15 protein-coding genes are annotated in these 16,981 nt (G+C 30.5%); 4 read left to right on the top strand and 11 right to left on the bottom strand.

Translation table 11 applies throughout. From position 1 onward, the window contains the following. Window positions 1-48: 48 nt before the first annotated feature. The 5 genes from FBF20_RS06405 to guaA form a co-directional block, all read right to left on the bottom strand. On the bottom strand, window positions 49-2,097 hold the full coding sequence (locus FBF20_RS06405) for an LPS-assembly protein LptD (RefSeq protein ID WP_002869655.1): 2,049 nt from the start codon (window positions 2,095-2,097) through the stop codon (window positions 49-51). Further along, window positions 2,087-2,539, bottom strand: a complete 453-nt coding sequence (locus tag FBF20_RS06400; RefSeq protein ID WP_002853161.1) for an RDD family protein — start codon at window positions 2,537-2,539, stop codon at window positions 2,087-2,089. The genes FBF20_RS06405 and FBF20_RS06400 overlap by 11 nt, the downstream gene beginning before the upstream one ends. Next, window positions 2,536-3,786, bottom strand: a complete 1,251-nt coding sequence (gene purD, locus FBF20_RS06395; protein ID WP_002853212.1) for a phosphoribosylamine--glycine ligase — start codon at window positions 3,784-3,786, stop codon at window positions 2,536-2,538. Before purD ends, FBF20_RS06400 begins: the two co-directional genes overlap by 4 nt. Window positions 3,787-4,025: 239 nt before the next feature. Further along, window positions 4,026-5,486, bottom strand: a complete 1,461-nt coding sequence (locus tag FBF20_RS06390; RefSeq protein WP_002853236.1) for a hypothetical protein — start codon at window positions 5,484-5,486, stop codon at window positions 4,026-4,028. A gap of 85 nt (window positions 5,487-5,571) precedes the next feature. Further along, window positions 5,572-7,107 (bottom strand): glutamine-hydrolyzing GMP synthase, encoded by a 1,536-nt coding sequence (gene guaA / locus FBF20_RS06385; RefSeq protein WP_002868550.1) that lies wholly within the window; start codon window positions 7,105-7,107, stop codon window positions 5,572-5,574. A gap of 138 nt (window positions 7,108-7,245) precedes the next feature. Here guaA and FBF20_RS06380 point away from each other — a divergent pair, with 138 nt between their 5' ends. From FBF20_RS06380 to FBF20_RS06370, 3 genes are read left to right on the top strand one after another with little or no spacing between them, the layout of a single operon-like run. Then, on the top strand, window positions 7,246-7,740 hold the full coding sequence (locus FBF20_RS06380) for a hypothetical protein (protein WP_002859309.1): 495 nt from the start codon (window positions 7,246-7,248) through the stop codon (window positions 7,738-7,740). After that, window positions 7,733-9,535 carry an excinuclease ABC subunit UvrC gene (gene uvrC / locus FBF20_RS06375; protein WP_002869654.1) on the top strand — a complete coding sequence of 601 codons (1,803 nt, stop codon included), beginning with the start codon at window positions 7,733-7,735 and terminating at the stop codon, window positions 9,533-9,535. Before FBF20_RS06380 ends, uvrC begins: the two co-directional genes overlap by 8 nt. Window position 9,536: 1 nt before the next feature. Further along, window positions 9,537-10,733: a hypothetical protein gene (locus FBF20_RS06370; protein WP_002869653.1), complete on the top strand. Its 1,197-nt coding sequence runs from the start codon at window positions 9,537-9,539 to the stop codon at window positions 10,731-10,733. On the opposite strand, the gene FBF20_RS06365 is transcribed toward FBF20_RS06370, so the two are convergent. The 4 genes from FBF20_RS06365 to FBF20_RS06350 all read right to left on the bottom strand — a co-directional run bounded on the left by FBF20_RS06365 (window position 10,730) and on the right by FBF20_RS06350 (window position 14,410). Then, window positions 10,730-11,632, bottom strand: coding sequence for a radical SAM protein (locus FBF20_RS06365; RefSeq protein ID WP_002869652.1), 903 nt, complete (start codon window positions 11,630-11,632; stop codon window positions 10,730-10,732). The two genes, FBF20_RS06370 and FBF20_RS06365, sit on opposite strands and share 4 nt — an antisense overlap. Then, window positions 11,629-12,651 (bottom strand): uroporphyrinogen decarboxylase, encoded by a 1,023-nt coding sequence (hemE, locus tag FBF20_RS06360; RefSeq protein ID WP_002869651.1) that lies wholly within the window; start codon window positions 12,649-12,651, stop codon window positions 11,629-11,631. Before hemE ends, FBF20_RS06365 begins: the two co-directional genes overlap by 4 nt. 183 nt (window positions 12,652-12,834) lie before the next feature. Further along, complete coding sequence (gene ciaC / locus FBF20_RS06355) at window positions 12,835-13,155, bottom strand: invasion antigen CiaC (protein ID WP_002889801.1); 321 nt, start codon at window positions 13,153-13,155, stop codon at window positions 12,835-12,837. Between the two features lie 55 nt (window positions 13,156-13,210). Then, a complete protein-coding gene (locus FBF20_RS06350; protein ID WP_002889803.1) occupies window positions 13,211-14,410 on the bottom strand; it encodes an MFS transporter in 1,200 nt (399 codons plus the stop codon). Between the two features lie 112 nt (window positions 14,411-14,522). On the opposite strand from FBF20_RS06350, the gene FBF20_RS06345 reads away from it, so the two are divergent. Then, window positions 14,523-15,125 (top strand): hypothetical protein, encoded by a 603-nt coding sequence (locus FBF20_RS06345; protein WP_002869650.1) that lies wholly within the window; start codon window positions 14,523-14,525, stop codon window positions 15,123-15,125. Here FBF20_RS06345 and pdxA read toward each other — a convergent pair. Together pdxA and FBF20_RS06335 are read right to left on the bottom strand one after the other, a co-directional pair. Beyond that, window positions 15,115-16,209 (bottom strand): 4-hydroxythreonine-4-phosphate dehydrogenase, encoded by a 1,095-nt coding sequence (gene pdxA, locus FBF20_RS06340; protein ID WP_002889805.1) that lies wholly within the window; start codon window positions 16,207-16,209, stop codon window positions 15,115-15,117. The two genes, FBF20_RS06345 and pdxA, sit on opposite strands and share 11 nt — an antisense overlap. Further along, on the bottom strand, window positions 16,206-16,979 hold the full coding sequence (locus FBF20_RS06335) for a pyridoxine 5'-phosphate synthase (protein ID WP_002889806.1): 774 nt from the start codon (window positions 16,977-16,979) through the stop codon (window positions 16,206-16,208). The genes pdxA and FBF20_RS06335 overlap by 4 nt, the downstream gene beginning before the upstream one ends. Between the last annotated feature and the right edge of the window lie 2 nt (window positions 16,980-16,981).

Raw genomic sequence — 16,981 nt, 5'->3', positions numbered from 1 at the left:
TAATAAATTCGTAAAATTTTTTAAAATATTTAGCAAATTTCATCCTTTTTAAATTTTGTTTTCACTTTCTGCTAAAGAGAAATCGTATTTTACTCCTCCTAAAGGATAGAAGTTGAAAATAAAATAAACTCCGCTTTGATTTTTAGCTGTGATACCACCACTTGTAAGTTGTGGATCGATTCTTTCTCTATACATTAAAGAATAGTTCCAACATTTTCTTTGGTAGGTATAGCCAAGTTCCCACATGTTTGCATGAGCTCTTTGAGTATCAAACCAAATTCCACCAAATAAATTGTAATTAGGTGTGGCAATATAATTTGCTCTTGTACCAATAAAGCTATATTTTCCATACTCATCGTTTTGATAAGCATGAGAAAACATCCAATTAAATTTTGAATTTGTATTGACTTCTATTTGGCTGATGACATTGGTAAAGCGACTTTGTTCATAAGAGTAAAGCACTTCGCTGTTGAGATTGATGTTTTCATTAAAATAATAAGTTAAAAGATTTTCAAGTTCATAGAATTCATTTTGTTTATTGAGATAGTCAAGCGAAATTCTGTGTTTGAGTTTTTTTTGTCCTTCGTTGTTATAGAAATATTGCACAGCATAAAGACTTGTATGCTCGTTTTCTTTGTCGTATTCTTCAAGATAATCTTGCGTGATTTTACCTGATTTTGCTCCTGGCAAAACGTAATTCACCCCTAAATTTAAAGTATGAAAGAAATTTTCATAAGCTTTTGAAAGATCGGTGTAGAGATTAAAATCATGAGTGTTTCTGAAATAATGCTCATGGTTTCTTTCGGGATTGTTGCTATAATTTACAAAAGAAGCATAAAATCTTTCTGTAAAAGTAAAGTGTAAAAAGTCTCCAAAAAAAGCGTTGTGATACGAGATAGGCAAGTCTAAATTTAGCTCATTTGCATAAGAACCAGCAGGTCGGTAAAAATTATGAAATGAAGCATCAAATGAATAACGCAAGCGTTCATCAAAAAGGTTATTTAAAAATCTATGATATTGAAAGCTTGGATATTCTTGTAAGGTTGTATTGTTGCTAAGTTTAGATGTGTCGATATAATATCTTGCATAAGCTCCGTAAAAATTGTTTTCATCAGCTAAAAAATAATTGATTTTGGAGGTTACAAGCGAGTTAAGATCTCGATAATCCCTACTTCCTAAATTTAAATAATCCACATCGTTGAGATAGGTTGCATCTATCCATAGACCTTCTTGAAAATTATCACTGAGTAAAGATTTGATTAAATCATCTCTTGAGTATTTTAGTTCTATTCCATAGTGGGTTTGATTTTTCAAATTTTCATCGTGAAAATAGGAGCTATTTTCCCTAAAAGCACCAAAATTTAATTCTCCTGTTGAATATGGAGAATCAAGAAATCTTAAAGTAGAATAAAGTCCAAAACCACGGTTTGTTCGAATTTGTGGATCAAGTTCTAAATCCCAATTTTCTTGAGTGGCTATATAAATAGGTTGTTCATAGTATAAGCCTTCGCTACTTTTTAAAACGATTTTTGGGATTAAAAGCCCGCTTTGTCTATGAGTATCAGCGCTAAATCCAAAATAAGGTAGATAAAAAACTGGGGTATTTTTAACATATAATCTTGCATTGTAAAGATGAACAAAATTGGTTTCCCGGTTAAGCCAGCCTTTTGAAAAACGAATTTCCCAATCAGGATCTTCAACATTGCAGCTTGAAACTGCTGAAACTTTGCTTTCAAAGACTTTATCATTTAGATGGCTTGTTTTGCTTTGAAACCATACTTCAAGATTGTTATTGGAAAAGAAAAAATTACTAAAATCGGCTTGATTGGAATTTAGGTTGATTTTAGCATAATCAGAATGTGATCTTTCGTTTTGTCCCCTTAGGATATTAACATCGCCAAAAAGCTCAACATCTCCGGTTTTTTCATTGTAAATTGCTTTATTGGCAGTGATGAAATAAAAATCAGAAAAAATAATAACATCATTGTTCGCAGTAAGAATATCACCTTCTTTTTTTGCATCAAGAGCGTAAATATCAACTTGTGCTGCATTTAAAGCTATGCTAGTTCCTAGCAATAGGGAAAATTTACGCCACATCGACTACTATTGTCCTTGCTAGATAATCCTCCCAAGCTTTGCGTAAATCATTGCTTAAAGCCCAAGCAAATCCAAGCATAAACGCCATAGCACTAACTTGTCTTACGGCAGACCTGATGCAACTTTGAATGAGATTGGGTTTATCAAGAAGATTTTCATCCAAGATGATAATTTTGCATAATATTTTTCCCAAACTTGCCCCATAAAGATAAGTAAAAATTGCTTGATAACTAAAATGAAGCAAGATGAAGCCAAGGTAAAAATTTCCTACAATTTGAGTTGTTTCAAATAAATCTTTTGCTTGGATTAGACGATCATAAAAAATGATAAACACAATCAAAGAAATAACCATATCATCGATTAAAAAAGCTAGAACTCTTTTTCCAAAACTTGCTATTTTTAGATTTTCACGCTCTAAGCGGTCTTGTAAATTTTCTTTCATTTCAGAACCTGATGAGCGATGTCTTTTCTGTATTGTTTTCCTTTGAAATTTACATTATCACAAAGTTTATAAGCATTTTTTTGCGCTTCTTCTATACTTTTTCCTGTGCCAACGCAAACTAAAACTCTTCCACCATCAGCCATTAATTTGCCATCTTCTAGGCTTACTCCAGCATAAGAAATATGAGAGTTTTCAGGAATGTTATTTACGGTAATTTCACTTTTTGGTGAACTTTTGTAAGGATAGTTTTCACTCGCGCATACAACCCCTACTGCAAATTCTTTTTTGATTTTGATTTTTGAGTGTCTTAAGCGTCTTTGAGTAGCAGCTAAAATAAGCTCTAAAGGATCTTCGATTAAAGGCATTAAAACTTCACATTCAGGATCGCCAAAGCGAACGTTAAATTCTAATACGTAAGGTTTATTTCCAACGATCATAGCACCTATAAATAAAACACCACAAAATTCCGCTCCTTCTTTTTTCATACCTGCTAAAGTTGGTAAAATAATATCTTTTTGAACTTTTCTAAGCAAGCTTTCATTCGCCAAAGAGCTAGGAGCGTAAGCACCCATTCCACCAGTATTTGGCCCTTGATCATTATCGAGTAATTTTTTGTGATCTTGTGCTGCAGGAAGTAAAACAAAATCATTGCCATCACATACTGCAAAAATGCTTAATTCATAACCATCTAAAAATTCTTCAATTACAACGAGTTTTCCAGCATCTCCAAAGCTTTCTCCGCTCAGCATTTTAGCTGTTTCTTCTATGGCTTCTTCATGAGTTTTAGCTATGATAACACCTTTTCCTGCGCAAAGTCCATCGGCTTTTACTACTATAGGAGGGGTTAAACTATATATAAAATTTTTTGCTTTTTCAATGTCATTTGTGTTTAAAAATTTGGCTGTTTTGATACGGTATTTTTTAAGAAAGCTTTTCATAAAAGATTTTGAGGTTTCAAGCATTGCAGCAGCTTTACTTGGCCCAAAAATAGCAAGTCCTTGTTGTTTAAAAATATCTACAACCCCTTCAGCTAAAAAACTTTCACTTCCTACTATACAAAGATCAAAACCTTTTTCTTTTGCATAGGTTGCTAAAACTACTGGATCTTTTAGGTTTAAATTTGTTCCAAGACTTTCGGTAGCGCCATTTCCAGGAGCAAAATAAAACTCTAAATTTTTGTCTACTCTTCTTAAGGCTAAAGCAATAGAATATTCTCTTGCACCACTACCCAAAATCATTATTTTCATTTATATCTCCTTTTAAACCCAAACAGCCGTTTAACAAAGATTGACCCCAAAAAGTCAAAGAAAACCGCTAGGTAATTTTTAAAGGCTGCAACTTCTCACTTTTTTCAAAGCTCAAACGATGCCACAGAACACGGTAAATCACACAATCGCAGTTAATAAAAATGTGTTGGATCACTTTAAATACTACAAACTGTTTAGGCAAGGAAATTATAACTTAATTTAGCTTAAATTTCTATGTCTTAAATCAGTTTAAATTTGGTTTTTCCTGATTTGTCAAAATGCTTTCCTTGTAAAATAATATCGGCAACATTTTCCCAAACATGTTTTTCATCAATATAGACTATATCAAAGGTGTTATCACGCATTAAAGATTGATAATTTACTTTTTTGGGTGCGTATTTTACTAAATAATACGGATTTTGTGAAAAGTTTTCAATTTTTAATTTGCATAATAAATCTAAATCCGATGTGACAACTAAAAATTTTTTTCTTTGTTCTTTTGTGATTTTTTGAATATACACTAAAAGTTTTTGATCAAAAGGATTTAGAGCGGATTTATTTAAGCGACTTAAGTAATGTTCTGCAAAAGAAAGAGAACAGAAAGAATTTTCTATATTACTCATAGTAAAATAAGAATTTTTAACCCCTGATGATTTTAAAGATAAGTGCCAAATTTTGACATCCATTATGGTTGCACATAGATTTAAACCTGTGACAATTTTTTTAAAGAGTTTTTCTCGTGAAAGTTTAAAAGCATTTTCGAAAATATTGTAATTTTTCTTATAAAAATCTTCCCTTATAGCATCAAGTCTTTTTAGTGTTGTTCTGTAGTATTCTGCTTCTTTTTGTAGTTTAGCCAATCTTTCTTGTCGTGCTTTAAGTTTTTCAGGGTCTGCATCGGTCGCATTGCTTTTAAGATTTATTTCAGATTGTAAAGTTTTCATTTGTGCTTCAAGTGAGGCTAGACGATTTTTTCTTGTATCTATGGTGGCTACTAAAGCTTGGTAATGACACTGCAAAGATAAAAAAGTTTCGTTAAAAATTTTAGTGATATTTGGTTTTTGATCAGCCATCATTTGCTTATACGAATTCTCTAAATGCATCATGATGCTTTTTAATGCGCTAAATTGGGTTTGGTCTATGCTATTATCCATAAAAATTAAAGTATCATAAGCTTTAAATAAAAATCTTTTAAGTATAAGATAATCAAGTATACAAGGAATTTCCTTTTCATCTTGTAGATTGGCTTGAAGCGTTTCTACGGATAAAATTTCATGGGCAAAATATTTTTGTATAGCTTGAGGTATAGTAAAAGAAAGAGGAATTTTTTCTATAGTGTCAAAGTCTGTTGTTCTATAGAGTTCTGTTATATAAGCACTTCTTCTTGAGTTTTGCAAGTCTTCTAATTCATCATCATTATCAGTTTTCCAAAAATCATGCTCAGTGATAAAATCCCCTTCTTTGAATTCTTGAAATTTTGAAGGTTTTATACCTGTTATGGTTTTGCTTGTTTGAACGAGTTTGCCGTCTTCTGCTTTTTTTTCGCTAGAAAGAGTTCTAAATTCCACAAGCATACCAACACTTGGCATACTTTTTTTATCATTCCAAATTTGGCGATTAAAGTCAAAAAAGGTATTTGCTGAGTTTGTAACGGTTCCACGTCCTGTAGAATCCATATAAATAGCTATTTTTCCATGCATATTTCTTCCTTGAAATTTCTTAAATAAATTCTAGCCTTATTTTTATAAAAATTTTATATTAAAAATAAGAGCTAGAAAAAATGGATTATTCCCATTCTATAGTTGCAGGTGGTTTGCTTGAGATATCATAAACAACGCGATTTATACCTTCTACTTCATTGATGATACGGCGACTTATGTTTTCTAAAATTTCGTAAGGTAAATGCGAGAAGGTAGCTGTCATACCATCACTTGCATCTACAACGCGTATACAAACTGCATTATCATAAGTGCGGTTATCCCCCATAACTCCAACGCTTTTAACATTTAAAAGTACGCAAAATGCTTGCCAAGTTTTATCATACCAACCTGTACTTTTAAGTTCCTCAAGTAAAATTACATCAGCCTTGCGTAATAGTTCTAAGCTAGCGCGATTTACTTCTCCCATAATGCGTATAGCAAGACCTGGCCCAGGGAAAGGATGACGATAAACTACTTCTTTGCTAAGTCCAAGCTCAAGTCCTAAGGCACGCACTTCATCTTTAAAAATTTCTTTTAAAGGCTCTATGAGTTTAAGATTCATTTTTTCAGGTAAGCCCCCTACATTATGATGGCTTTTAATGGTTTTGCTTGAACCTACAACAGAACTTTCTATGATATCAGTATAAAGTGTGCCTTGAGCAAGATATTTTACATCTTTATGTTTTTTTGCTTCTTCTTCAAAAACTTCTATAAAGGTATTTCCTATGATTTTTCTTTTTTGTTCAGGATCTGTGACATTAGCTAAGCGACTTAAGAAAATTTCACTTGCATCAATGCTGATGAGATCGATGCCTAAAGTGTTTTTAAACATAAATTCAACTTGTTCTTTTTCTCCACTTCTTAAAAGTCCATTATCTACAAAAACTACTATAACTTGCTCTTTTATAGCACTAGCTAAAAGTGCAGCAACTACGCTACTATCTACTCCGCCACTTACAGCACAAAGCACTTTATCATTGCCTACTTCTTCACGGATTTTTTCTGCTTGAGTTTTTGCAAAAGAACCCATATTCCAAATACTTTCACAATTGCAAGCATATTTAGCAAAATTTTTTAAGATATTTTTGCCAAATTCGCTGTGTTGTACTTCTGGGTGAAATTGTAGAGCAAAGAATTTCTTATCTTCGTTTCCAAAAACACAAAAAGGGCTATTTTCACTTGTGGCTAAAACTTCAAAACCTTGAGGTAAATTTTCTACTTTATCAGAATGACTCATCCAAACGGTTTGTTTTTTTGGAAGATTTTTAAACAAAGCGTTATCTTTTTTAATTTCTATGTTTGCTTTGCCGTATTCTTTATGTCCTGCAGGTGCTACTGTAGCTTTGTAATGATGTGCCATAAGTTGCATACCATAACAAATTCCAAGAACAGGTAGATTTAAGTCAAATATACCTTTATCGCAAAAATACGCATCAGTTGCATATACACTTGCTGGACCTCCACTTAAAATAATACCTTTTGGTTCTTTCGCCTTAATATCAGCTAAGCTTACATTAAAAGGTAAAATTTCTGCATAAACTCCTTGTTCCCTTAAGCGTCTTGCTATAAGCTGAGTGTATTGAGAGCCAAAGTCTAAAACTAAAATATCTGCTTTTTTCATTATTTACCACCTATGTAATTGTTCGTATTTTTTAATGGTTTTTACTGAACCATTTTGTTCATAGCTTGTGTATTGAGGGTTGCCTTTATATCCGCAAGCACAGAAGAAAATTAAGAAAAGAAATGCTAAAATCATCTTATGGGAAAAAGAAATAATATTAAGATGACTAAAAATGCTAGTGCTGTTATTAATGAATTGATGGATAAACCTCATTATAAGCCTTTAAAAACCTTATTTTTTTGCAAAGATTTTTTAAGTTCTTTTCCGCTTGCTAAGCAACGTTTGATTGCTAAAATTTATGTAAAAAATCATATTTTAAATATAATAACCTTACATCCAGCAGCTTATCAAGAATTAAATCATGATGATAGCAAAATTTATATTAAATTTCTCATAAAAGCATATGGACAGAAATATCCTTTAAGTGGATTTGTTGATATAAAAGATATAAAAATCTTTTCTCAAAAATACACTTATGCGGCAAATAAAAACAAAAATGATGAAAAACTCTCTAAAAATTCTTATTTGGAGCTTTCTAAGGGTGAATTTAAAAATTGCTTTAAAGATAAAAAATTATTTAAAAAATTTGAAGATTTAAGAGAGCTTATAAAAAAAGGTTCTAATCTTGACTAAAGAGAATTTAGAAAATGAGTTAAAAACTCTTCCTAATAGCACTGGCGTTTATCAATACTTCAATCAAGAAGGAAAGCTTTTATATGTAGGCAAGGCTAAAAATCTTAAAAATCGTGTCAAATCTTATTTTGCCTTTACTCCAAATTTACATGCAAATCCAAGAAATTCTTTAAGAATTCAAAAAATGATTGAAGAAACAGTGCATTTGGAATTTATTGCTACTAATTCAGAGGCTGATGCTTTGATTTTAGAAAATTCTTTTATCAAACAACTGCATCCAAAATATAATATTTTGCTAAGAGATGATAAAACTTATCCTTATATTTATGTGGATTTTGAAGAAGAATTTCCACGCTTTGAGATCACTAGAAAATTAGTAAAAAAAAGCAAAATTAAATATTTTGGCCCTTTTTTTAAAGGCGCTAGAGAGCTTTTAGATGCGCTTTATTTATACTATCCTTTAAAGCAAAAAGCAAGTTGTAAATCCCCTTGTATTTTTTATCAAATTTCTCGTTGTCTTGCGCCTTGTGATAAACTCATCAGCAAAGAAAAATACCTTGAAATTTTAGATGAGGCTATACACGCACTTTTAAATCCTAGTGTTTTGCTTAAAAACTTAGAAAAACAAATGCTTGTTTTAGCACAAAATGAAAATTACGAAGAAGCAGCTAAAGTAAGAGATCAGATTGCAATGATTAAAGATTTGGAAGTTAAGGTTGAAATAGATATTGCAAAATTAGAAGATTTTGAAGTATTTGCTTTAGCTTTTAAAAATTCCATGCTTTCAACCTTGCGTTTTGTGGTGCAAAATGGAAAAATTATCAGTGCAAATTCTAAGATTACTCCTATAAAAAATGATATACAATGGGATAAAAATGAAATTTATAAGCAACTGATTTTAGAAAATTTTAGCATGGATATTCCTTTGCTTGCAAATGTTATTTATGTTTATGAAGAATTTGAAGATAGAGTGCTTTTAGAAGAAATTTTAAGCCAAAGGTTTGATAAAAAAATCAGTATTAAAATCCCTAAAATAGGAGAAAAAAGAAGAATTTGTGATTTGGCTTTTCAAAATGCCCTTTTAAATATAGAAAAAGAGCAAAAAAATCATGATTTTACTATACAAAAAGAATTAAAGTTTTATTTTGAGCTTGAAAATTTACCAAATGATATAGAAATTTTTGACAATTCTCATTTGCAAGGCGTGGCAAATGTTGGAGCTATGGTAACTTATAGAATAAATTCTTGGGATAAGTCAAAATATAGAAAATTTCATTTAAAACATAAAAATGACTATGATCAAATGCGTGAAGTTTTAACGCGTAGGGCTTTGGACTTTGATAAAATACCTCCTCCTGATTTATGGCTTATAGATGGGGGAAAGGCTTTGCTTGATTTGGCTAAAGAAATCATTGTAAGTAGTGGGGCAAATGTCGATATTTTAGCTATTTCAAAAGAAAAAATCGATGCAAAAGCACATAGAGCTAAAGGGGGTGCTAAGGATAAAATTCATTCCTTAAAAGGAGAATTTAATCTAAGTATTAACGATAAAAAACTACAATTCTTACAGAAATTAAGAGATGAAGCACACCGTTTTGCTATTAGCTTTCATCAAAATACTAAGAAAAAACAGGACTTGAAAAGTTCTAAGCTTGCAAATTTAGGACTTAGTTCAGGGGTTATACAAAAACTTTTAGCGTATTATGGAAATTTTGAATCTATATATAAGGCCGATTTTAAAGATCTTACAATGCTTGTAGGCAGGAAAGCGGCGCAAAAGATAAAGGAAAATTGATTTGATATTAGCAGGGATAATTTTTATTTTTAATCTAATTTTAGCGTATTTAAGTATTGATATCTCAAAGCTTGATAGTGTTACTGAACAACTGAAAATAGGTATGTTTTCTAGCATTTTTGTTTTATCTTTAACACTTTTTATTTTTGCTTTTAGGCAAAATAGGAATATAAACAAAATATATCAAAAAATTTTTTGCATGCAAAATGATTTTTTAAATTTTCAAAAAAAGATTGATGTTGATAGTGCGCTTGATTTGTTAAAGGAAAAATTTGAAACTACGAGCCAAAATTTAACTAAAATATCCCATGAAAAAGATAGATATTTGCATTTATTGGAAGAAAATTTATATCAGCTTGGAAATATATCCAATGCAATGCGTTGCTTAAATGAAGGGTATAATAAAGAAATTAATTCTTTAATTTTAAATGCCTTAAATTCTCAAAAAGATCAAATTAGATTAGAATTAAATGAGGCTTTAGAGCATCATAAAAGCATTATAGGAACATCTCATGGAAAGGTTTTACAATTTGAAGCAAGTGTGGCCATAGTTAATAATGATGAGCTTGAGAATTTTTTACTTGCAAATTTACTTTCGTATTTTGGCATAGAAAGCACTTGTTTTAAAAATTTAAGTTTTGATGTTAATGACTTTCATTTGATTTTTATCAAGGATAAAATTTTCAATGAAAATGTAAAGAAAAACTATGATTTTATAGTGATGGGTCGGCATAAAAATACACATTATGAGTATTTTTTAACTTTACCTTTTGAAAAAAAAGATCTTGAAAATATTTTGCAAAACAAGCTTGATAAGGTTTGCGCTTTAAAATTTAAAACCCCTTATCAAAATAATGTATTGCTTTTTAAACAAAATGATTTTGATGCAACCTTGTTTTTTAATATAATAGAAAAACAATGTGATAAAAATATATGTATAAATTCTTTTAGTCAATTAAAACAAGAATTAAGCAAGGAGACTTATCGTTTGATTTTGCTTGATTATGAATTAATTAAATTTGATCTTGAGCAAATGAGAAATTTGCTAAGTGCTTATAAAAAACAGCATCCGCAAAGCCATATCATCTTTTTTTCAAAGGAAAAAGTTAGGGATTTTGATTGTGTGAGTGAAGTTTTAAGTGATGTAAGTAGAAATGATCTTATAATTTTACTTAGAAAGTATTTGCCAAAGGCTTAAACTTTATAAAATTTAACTCCAGCTAAATCGAGAATTTTTACCTTTTTTTCTTTGATAAGTTGATTTAAGAGAGTTTTGGATTGTTCATCAAATTTCACTTCAATGTCTATTTCGCTTTGTGAGCGTAAATGAAGCATTTTTAATAATTCTTCTTCATTGAAGCTTAGTTTTTCACCTTCATAATGCCTTTTGGCTAAGAGTACGGGAGTAGAATCTATAAGTTTAGAAAGTTCTAAAAGTTTTTCTTCGCTTACTTTTTTAACAGCATAAGCAGGAGGTCTATCTATGGTGCTTAGATCAACTCTTAAGGGCATGATTTTTTTTAAAGCTTGATTGAGCGCTTTAAATTCTTCTTCGTTATCATTAAGATCTTTAACAACTAGAATTTCCATAATCAAATCTCCATTAAACCTAGCTCTAAAATCTGCCATTTTTTCTATCATTTTTTCTAAATCAATGTTTTTTAAAGCTCTATCAATACGATAAAAAGTTTTAGTAACTGCACTATCTAGGCTAAATTTGACCACATCTAGTTTTAGCAAAGCATTAAATTTGTCTTCATCTAATACAGCTGTACCATTGCTTAAAATAAGCAATTTTTTATCTTTAGCAATGCTACGTAAAGATAAAATAAGCTCATTTAAATGAGGATAAAGACTAGGCTCTCCGTTGGCAGTAAGGGTAAGAAAATCAAATTCAATATTTTTTTCAAGCATAGCTTTAACTTCAGAGATAATTTTGTCTATGCTGATAATTTCATCTTGTTTTTCTTGGGCTTTTTTTGGATCAAGCTCGCAATAAACACAATCAAAATTGCATTGTTTCTTGCTAGGGCTTAAATCTATACCCAAAGATCTTCCAAAACGCCTTGAGCTAACAGGACCAAAGAGTATTTTCATTTAGCTGAACTTTCTTGTACAAGCTTGATAAAATATTTTGCATTTTCAACAGGAATATCAGGCAAGATTCCATGTCCTAAGTTGAAAATATGAGCTTTATTTTGCATGGTTTTTAGTATTTTTTCGACTCCTTCTTTGATGGCATTTTTATCATAAAGTCTACAAGGTTCCATGTTGCCTTGAAGAGTGTATTTGTGCGATAGTTTATCACGTGCTAAATCAAGCGGAGTGCTCCAATCAACTCCAAAAACATCAAAATTACCATCGATTCTATCCAAATAACCGCTAATGCCTTTAGGGAATAAAATTACAGGTATATTTGGGTATTTGCTTTTAATAAAATTTGAAATTTCAAGCATATAATTAAAGGAGAATTTAAAAAACTTATCATATTCTAAAGCACTTGCCCAGCTATCAAAAATTTGTATAGCATTGGCACCTGCTTTAATTTGCTCTTCTAAATAAAGTTTTAAAACTTGAGTTAGTTTATTTAGAATTTTATGTAAAAGTTCTGGGTTTTGATAAAGCATTTTTTTACACTTTGCATAATTTTTACTTCCACTTCCTTCTATCATATAGGTAGCTATAGTCCAAGGGCTTCCGCAAAATCCTATTAAAGCCTTATTTTGAGATAATTTTTCTCTAGTAAGCTTTAAGGCATCATAGACATAATTTAATTTTTTATGCGCATTTTGATCGTCAAGTTTTTCTAAGTCTTCTAGGGTTGAAATAGGATTATCAAAAACAGGCCCTTCTCCTTTTTCAAAACGTAAATTCATACCCATTTCGAGAGGAACAACTAAAATATCTGAAAAAATGATTGCTGCATCTACATCTAAAATATCAATAGGCTGCAAAGAAACTTCAGAAGCTTTTTTATAGTCTTTGCATAAAGAGAGAAAATCACCCGCTTGTTTTCTTACTTCCATATATTCTGGCAAATATCTTCCTGCTTGACGCATCATCCAAATAGGGGTGTAGGGTGTAGGTTTTTTAAAGCAAGCATCGATAAAAATCATTATTTTCCTTTGTTTTTAGCAAAATTATAACAGAATTTAATAAATTAAATTGGTCAATTTTTCTATATTTTCTTCATATAGAGGAAATAATAAATTTTTTCATTTTATCCAGAGTTATTAGAAATTTTATGAGAATTATTGGAATTCTCGTTTATGTAGTTTGAGTTTTGATTGATTTGTATATTAAGCCTTTGTATTGTTTGTGGCATTTCCTGCGTCAATTGTAGCAAAAAGCTTATTTAGCAAAGTCTCCTCATTTTTTTTGTATTGATCTTCTCTCATTTTTTGCCAAGCATAAGATCTAAAATCTTCTCTAACAGCACCAAGATCAATATCTTCGTTAGTAAATTTGCTTGAGTTTGTTTTTTTATCTTCCTTTTCTTCTTTGTTTTTTACTTCATTTAATGTGGCTTGAAATTCATCTGCCGAAGTATTTTTTTCTTTAACTTTAGTTGTGATGCTAAAGATAGCATTTGATGTTTTTTGAGTATTATCTACTACCATTTTCTCCTCCTTTATTTAACTTTACATTAAATAAGCAAGCAATTTCTATTCCAATTTATACCTTTGTAAAACTTTTTCTTTGAAATTTTTTATAATTTAATTTATCTTTGGCAAAAAGCAAGGCAAAAATCAAAGCAGGGCTTACAAAAAGTGCTGAAAATAAAGCATTAAATTCTATACCCAATCCTGCTAAAACAATCCCACCTAAAAAACTTGCTAAAGCTATGCCTACATTAAAAGCTGCTTCATTCACACTTACTGTACTGTCTATGACTTTATAAGTATGGCGTTTAGCTTTAGTAATGCTAAGCATTTTTAGTGCAGGTATGGTTGAAAAGGCAAAAAATCCTATCAAAGCTACGCTAAAAATGATTAAAATTTTAGAATACATGGTGAGAAATACACTTAAAAATACTAGAACTTGTATGCTTAAAATAAGACGCAAAGAAAAAATAGCACCTTTTTTATCTACTATTTTTCCGCCCCATAAATTCCCACAAATTGCACAAATTCCATATAAAAGCAAGATATAAGCTGTATCTTGGACTTTAAAACCGCTTATTTCTACAAGTATTTTTTGCAAATAAGTATAAAGAACAAATTGAGCCCCACAACTACAAATGGTTATAGTATAAGTTTTTAACAAATTTTGATGAGAAAAAGCAGGGATTAGATTTTTAAGACTGGTTGGGCTAGGATGTAAATTTTTGGGCATCATATGCCATACTCCAAAAAATGCTAGGCTTGTAATGATAAAAATGAGTAAAAAGATAAATTTAAAGCCAAAATAATGCCCTATAAAAGTTCCAAGCGGCACTCCAGTAACTAAGGCTACAGTAAGCCCTGTGACCATTATAGCTAGAGCACTTGATTTTTTATCATCTGGTGTTATAGTACTTACAGCTAAGGTGGCAATGACAAAAAATACCCCATGTTGTGTTCCTGCTATAAAGCGTGCAAAGGCAGTAAGATAGAAATTTTGGCTAAAAAAGATGATGAAATTTGCTAAAGCAAAAATTCCAAGATTGATTAAAAGTTGTGTATGTCTATGAAAACGACTTAAAGGTATGGTGATAAGAGGAGCACCTATAACAACACCTATAGCATATAAGGTTGTAAGATAGCCCGCGGTTTTTGCATCTACGCTAAAATACGCTTCAACATCAACCAAAACTCCTGCCATAACAAATTCAGTTACGCCCATACAAAAAGCACTAAGAGCTAGTGCAAAAAGAGCTTTTTTGTAATTTTGCATTTTAAGTTCCTTATAAAAAATAAAAATGCATTATAATAAAATAAAGGCTTAATTTCCTTAAAAAATTCAAAATATTTTTGTTAAAATAAAATAAAAATTTTAAAGGTAAATAATGAAAAAAATTATTTTATTGCTTGGTTTAAGTTTGGCGAGTTTAGGGGCTTTGAGTTTTGATGAGCTTATTTATAAAGATGAAGTAAAACCTAGTTTTGATTGCTCTAAAATCAAATATGATGGCAAAAGTGATGATGAGCTTATGATATGCAATAAAATTGGTGTGCGTAATGAATTTGAAAATAAAAAACTTGCTTTAGTAGATAACATCTATAGTAGTTTATATCAAAATATTTCAAAAAAAGCAGATAAAAAGATGAAAAAAGATTTTAAAGCCATTTCAAAAAAGATGCTTAAAGAAAGAAAAATTTGTATAAAAAATATGCAAAATACAAAAGCAGGGGAAAATCCTATTTTATCTTTACTCAATGCAAGTGATTGCATGCAAGAAGCTTATATTAAGGCTTTATTAGAACTTATGCAAAGAGCAAAAAAAGATACAAAGATTAAAGAAGTTTTAGAGCAAATTTTTAAAAATAAAGTTGACAAATATGAAAATTTACTCACTCAAAGTTTAAATACCAATAAAGATTTGCAAGATTTGATAGACAGCTTAGCTAAAGAAGATTTGATTGATTCTAGGGCTAAATTTAAGCTTTAGAATTTAAATTGATTGCAAATTTAGCCGCTTCAAAATAACTTTTAGTGTTGATTTTAGCATTTTTATAGGCCTTATCAAAGGCCGTGCCATGATCAACGCTAACGCGTATGATAGGTAAATTTAAACTTACATTGATGCTTTTATCAAAATACAAGGCCTTTAAAGGAGCAAGGGCAAGATCGTGATACATAGCCACTAAACGATTGCAGTTTTTTAAACCAGCCTTAGTAAAAGCTGTATCAGCTACTAAAGGATAGGGTAGATAAACGCCATTGCCTTTAAAATTTAAAAGCAATTCTTTTTGTAAATTTCCATCTTTTAAGGCTTTTTTGAAAAATTTTTCATCTTTTTTAGAGTATAAAAAGGCATTAACAAAGGCTATAGCTTTTTCCATGATCTTTTCTTCTTCTCCACCTATAACTCCATAATCTCCAGCGTGAGGATTAAAACCTAAAAGCCCCATTTTTTTAAAATGCGTTTCTTTGTAAAAATCTTTTAAAAAGATACTTAAATTTTTAAAAGTGATTTTTTTACTCACTTTAGCTAAAGGTATATGTTCGCTAAAAAGCCCTACAAAAAGTTCTTTGCAACCTAACATCATAATGGCATTTTTTTTAAAAAAATCCCTTAAAGCATCGGTGTGTCCTTTGTATTTAAGTCCTGCATCTTCCCAGGCTTTTTTGTGTATAGGTAGGGTAAGCAAGGCATGGGCGTGTTTTTCATAGACAAAATAACTTGCCGCCTTAAAACTTAAAAAACTATAAAGTCCACTTTTTGTATCTATTTCTCCGGCTTTGATTTCAAAATTTTCATCCACTTTAAAGCCTAAAGGAAGGTAGAAAGAGTAAATTTCAAGAGAATTTTCTTTTTTTACAAAATTAAACTCATAGTCTTTTCCATCTTTAAAAGCTACGATTTTTGCATTAAAAAGTTTTAAATTTAAAAGTTTTGAAGCTTTATCAAGCAAGCTTTCGTGGATAAAATAAAAAGGTGTACAGATTTTGCTTAGTTCTTCATGAGAACGCACTAAAATTTCAAGTCCTATGCCGTTTATATCGCCTATACTAATGGCTAGTTTTTTCATCTTTTAATAAGTTCTTTCATTTCCAAAATAGCGTTTTGAAGTCCTGTAAATACAGATCTTGCTACAATGCTTTGTCCTATATTTAGCTCGCAAATTTCTTTAATTTTTACTACGGGTTTTACATTTTTGTAATTTAAACCATGTCCCGCGGCTACTTTTAAGCCAAGTTCTAGGCCTTTTTTGGCACAGAGTTCTAAATTTTGTAATTCTTTTTCAAATTGAGCTTGCAAGGTTTTTTTATCTTGACCAAGTTCTTTTAAGGCAAAAGCAGTATGAGAGATATTACTAAAAAGTGCGTTGTGCAAATTCGCATAATGTCCTGTATGAAGCTCTATGAATTGGGCTTTTAAAATTTTTGATTTTTCTATATCTTCTAAACTAGGATTGATAAAAAGTGAAACTTCAATGTTTGCATTTTGAAGTTTTTCTATGCTTTGTTTTAATTTAGCATGATTTAAACAAAGTCCCCCTTCTGTAGTAAGCTCTTCTCTTTTTTCAGGCACTAAAGTAACGCGGTGGGGTTTGAGTTTAAGAGCTAAATTTAAAATTTCATCATTTAAAGCACATTCTAAATTGACAGGGCTTTTGCAAAATTTTATGATATTTTCCAAGTCAAAATCCTGAGCATGACGGCGATCTTCTCTTACATGCAAAGTGATTTGATCTCCGTGTCTAGCTGCTATAAAAGCAGCCTCTAAAAGATCAGGATCATTTACCATTCTAGCTTGTCTTAACACTGCGATATGATCGATATTTACACCTAAAAGCATAT

Source organism: Campylobacter sp. CFSAN093259 (assembly GCF_012889985.1).
Taxonomy (GTDB): Bacteria; Campylobacterota; Campylobacteria; order Campylobacterales; family Campylobacteraceae; genus Campylobacter_D; species Campylobacter_D jejuni.
Note: the sequence above shows the minus strand (reverse complement) of the source record. Positions and strands in the feature narration are given on the sequence as shown.

What these genes read in the sequence shown, in the direction of transcription:
- FBF20_RS06405 (WP_002869655.1), bottom strand. Translation starts at nt 2,097, where the DNA reads ATGTGGCGTAAATTTTCCCTATTGCTAGGAACTAGCATAGCTTTAAAT.
- FBF20_RS06400 (WP_002853161.1), bottom strand. Translation starts at nt 2,539, where the DNA reads ATGAAAGAAAATTTACAAGACCGCTTAGAGCGTGAAAATCTAAAAATA.
- purD (WP_002853212.1), bottom strand. Translation starts at nt 3,786, where the DNA reads ATGAAAATAATGATTTTGGGTAGTGGTGCAAGAGAATATTCTATTGCT.
- FBF20_RS06390 (WP_002853236.1), bottom strand. Translation starts at nt 5,486, where the DNA reads ATGCATGGAAAAATAGCTATTTATATGGATTCTACAGGACGTGGAACC.
- guaA (WP_002868550.1), bottom strand. Translation starts at nt 7,107, where the DNA reads ATGAAAAAAGCAGATATTTTAGTTTTAGACTTTGGCTCTCAATACACT.
- FBF20_RS06380 (WP_002859309.1), top strand. Translation starts at nt 7,246, where the DNA reads ATGGGAAAAAGAAATAATATTAAGATGACTAAAAATGCTAGTGCTGTT.
- FBF20_RS06365 (WP_002869652.1), bottom strand. Translation starts at nt 11,632, where the DNA reads ATGAAAATACTCTTTGGTCCTGTTAGCTCAAGGCGTTTTGGAAGATCT.
- hemE (WP_002869651.1), bottom strand. Translation starts at nt 12,651, where the DNA reads ATGATTTTTATCGATGCTTGCTTTAAAAAACCTACACCCTACACCCCT.
- ciaC (WP_002889801.1), bottom strand. Translation starts at nt 13,155, where the DNA reads ATGGTAGTAGATAATACTCAAAAAACATCAAATGCTATCTTTAGCATC.
- FBF20_RS06350 (WP_002889803.1), bottom strand. Translation starts at nt 14,410, where the DNA reads ATGCAAAATTACAAAAAAGCTCTTTTTGCACTAGCTCTTAGTGCTTTT.
- FBF20_RS06345 (WP_002869650.1), top strand. Translation starts at nt 14,523, where the DNA reads ATGAAAAAAATTATTTTATTGCTTGGTTTAAGTTTGGCGAGTTTAGGG.
- pdxA (WP_002889805.1), bottom strand. Translation starts at nt 16,209, where the DNA reads ATGAAAAAACTAGCCATTAGTATAGGCGATATAAACGGCATAGGACTT.
- FBF20_RS06335 (WP_002889806.1), bottom strand. Translation starts at nt 16,979, where the DNA reads ATGCTTTTAGGTGTAAATATCGATCATATCGCAGTGTTAAGACAAGCT.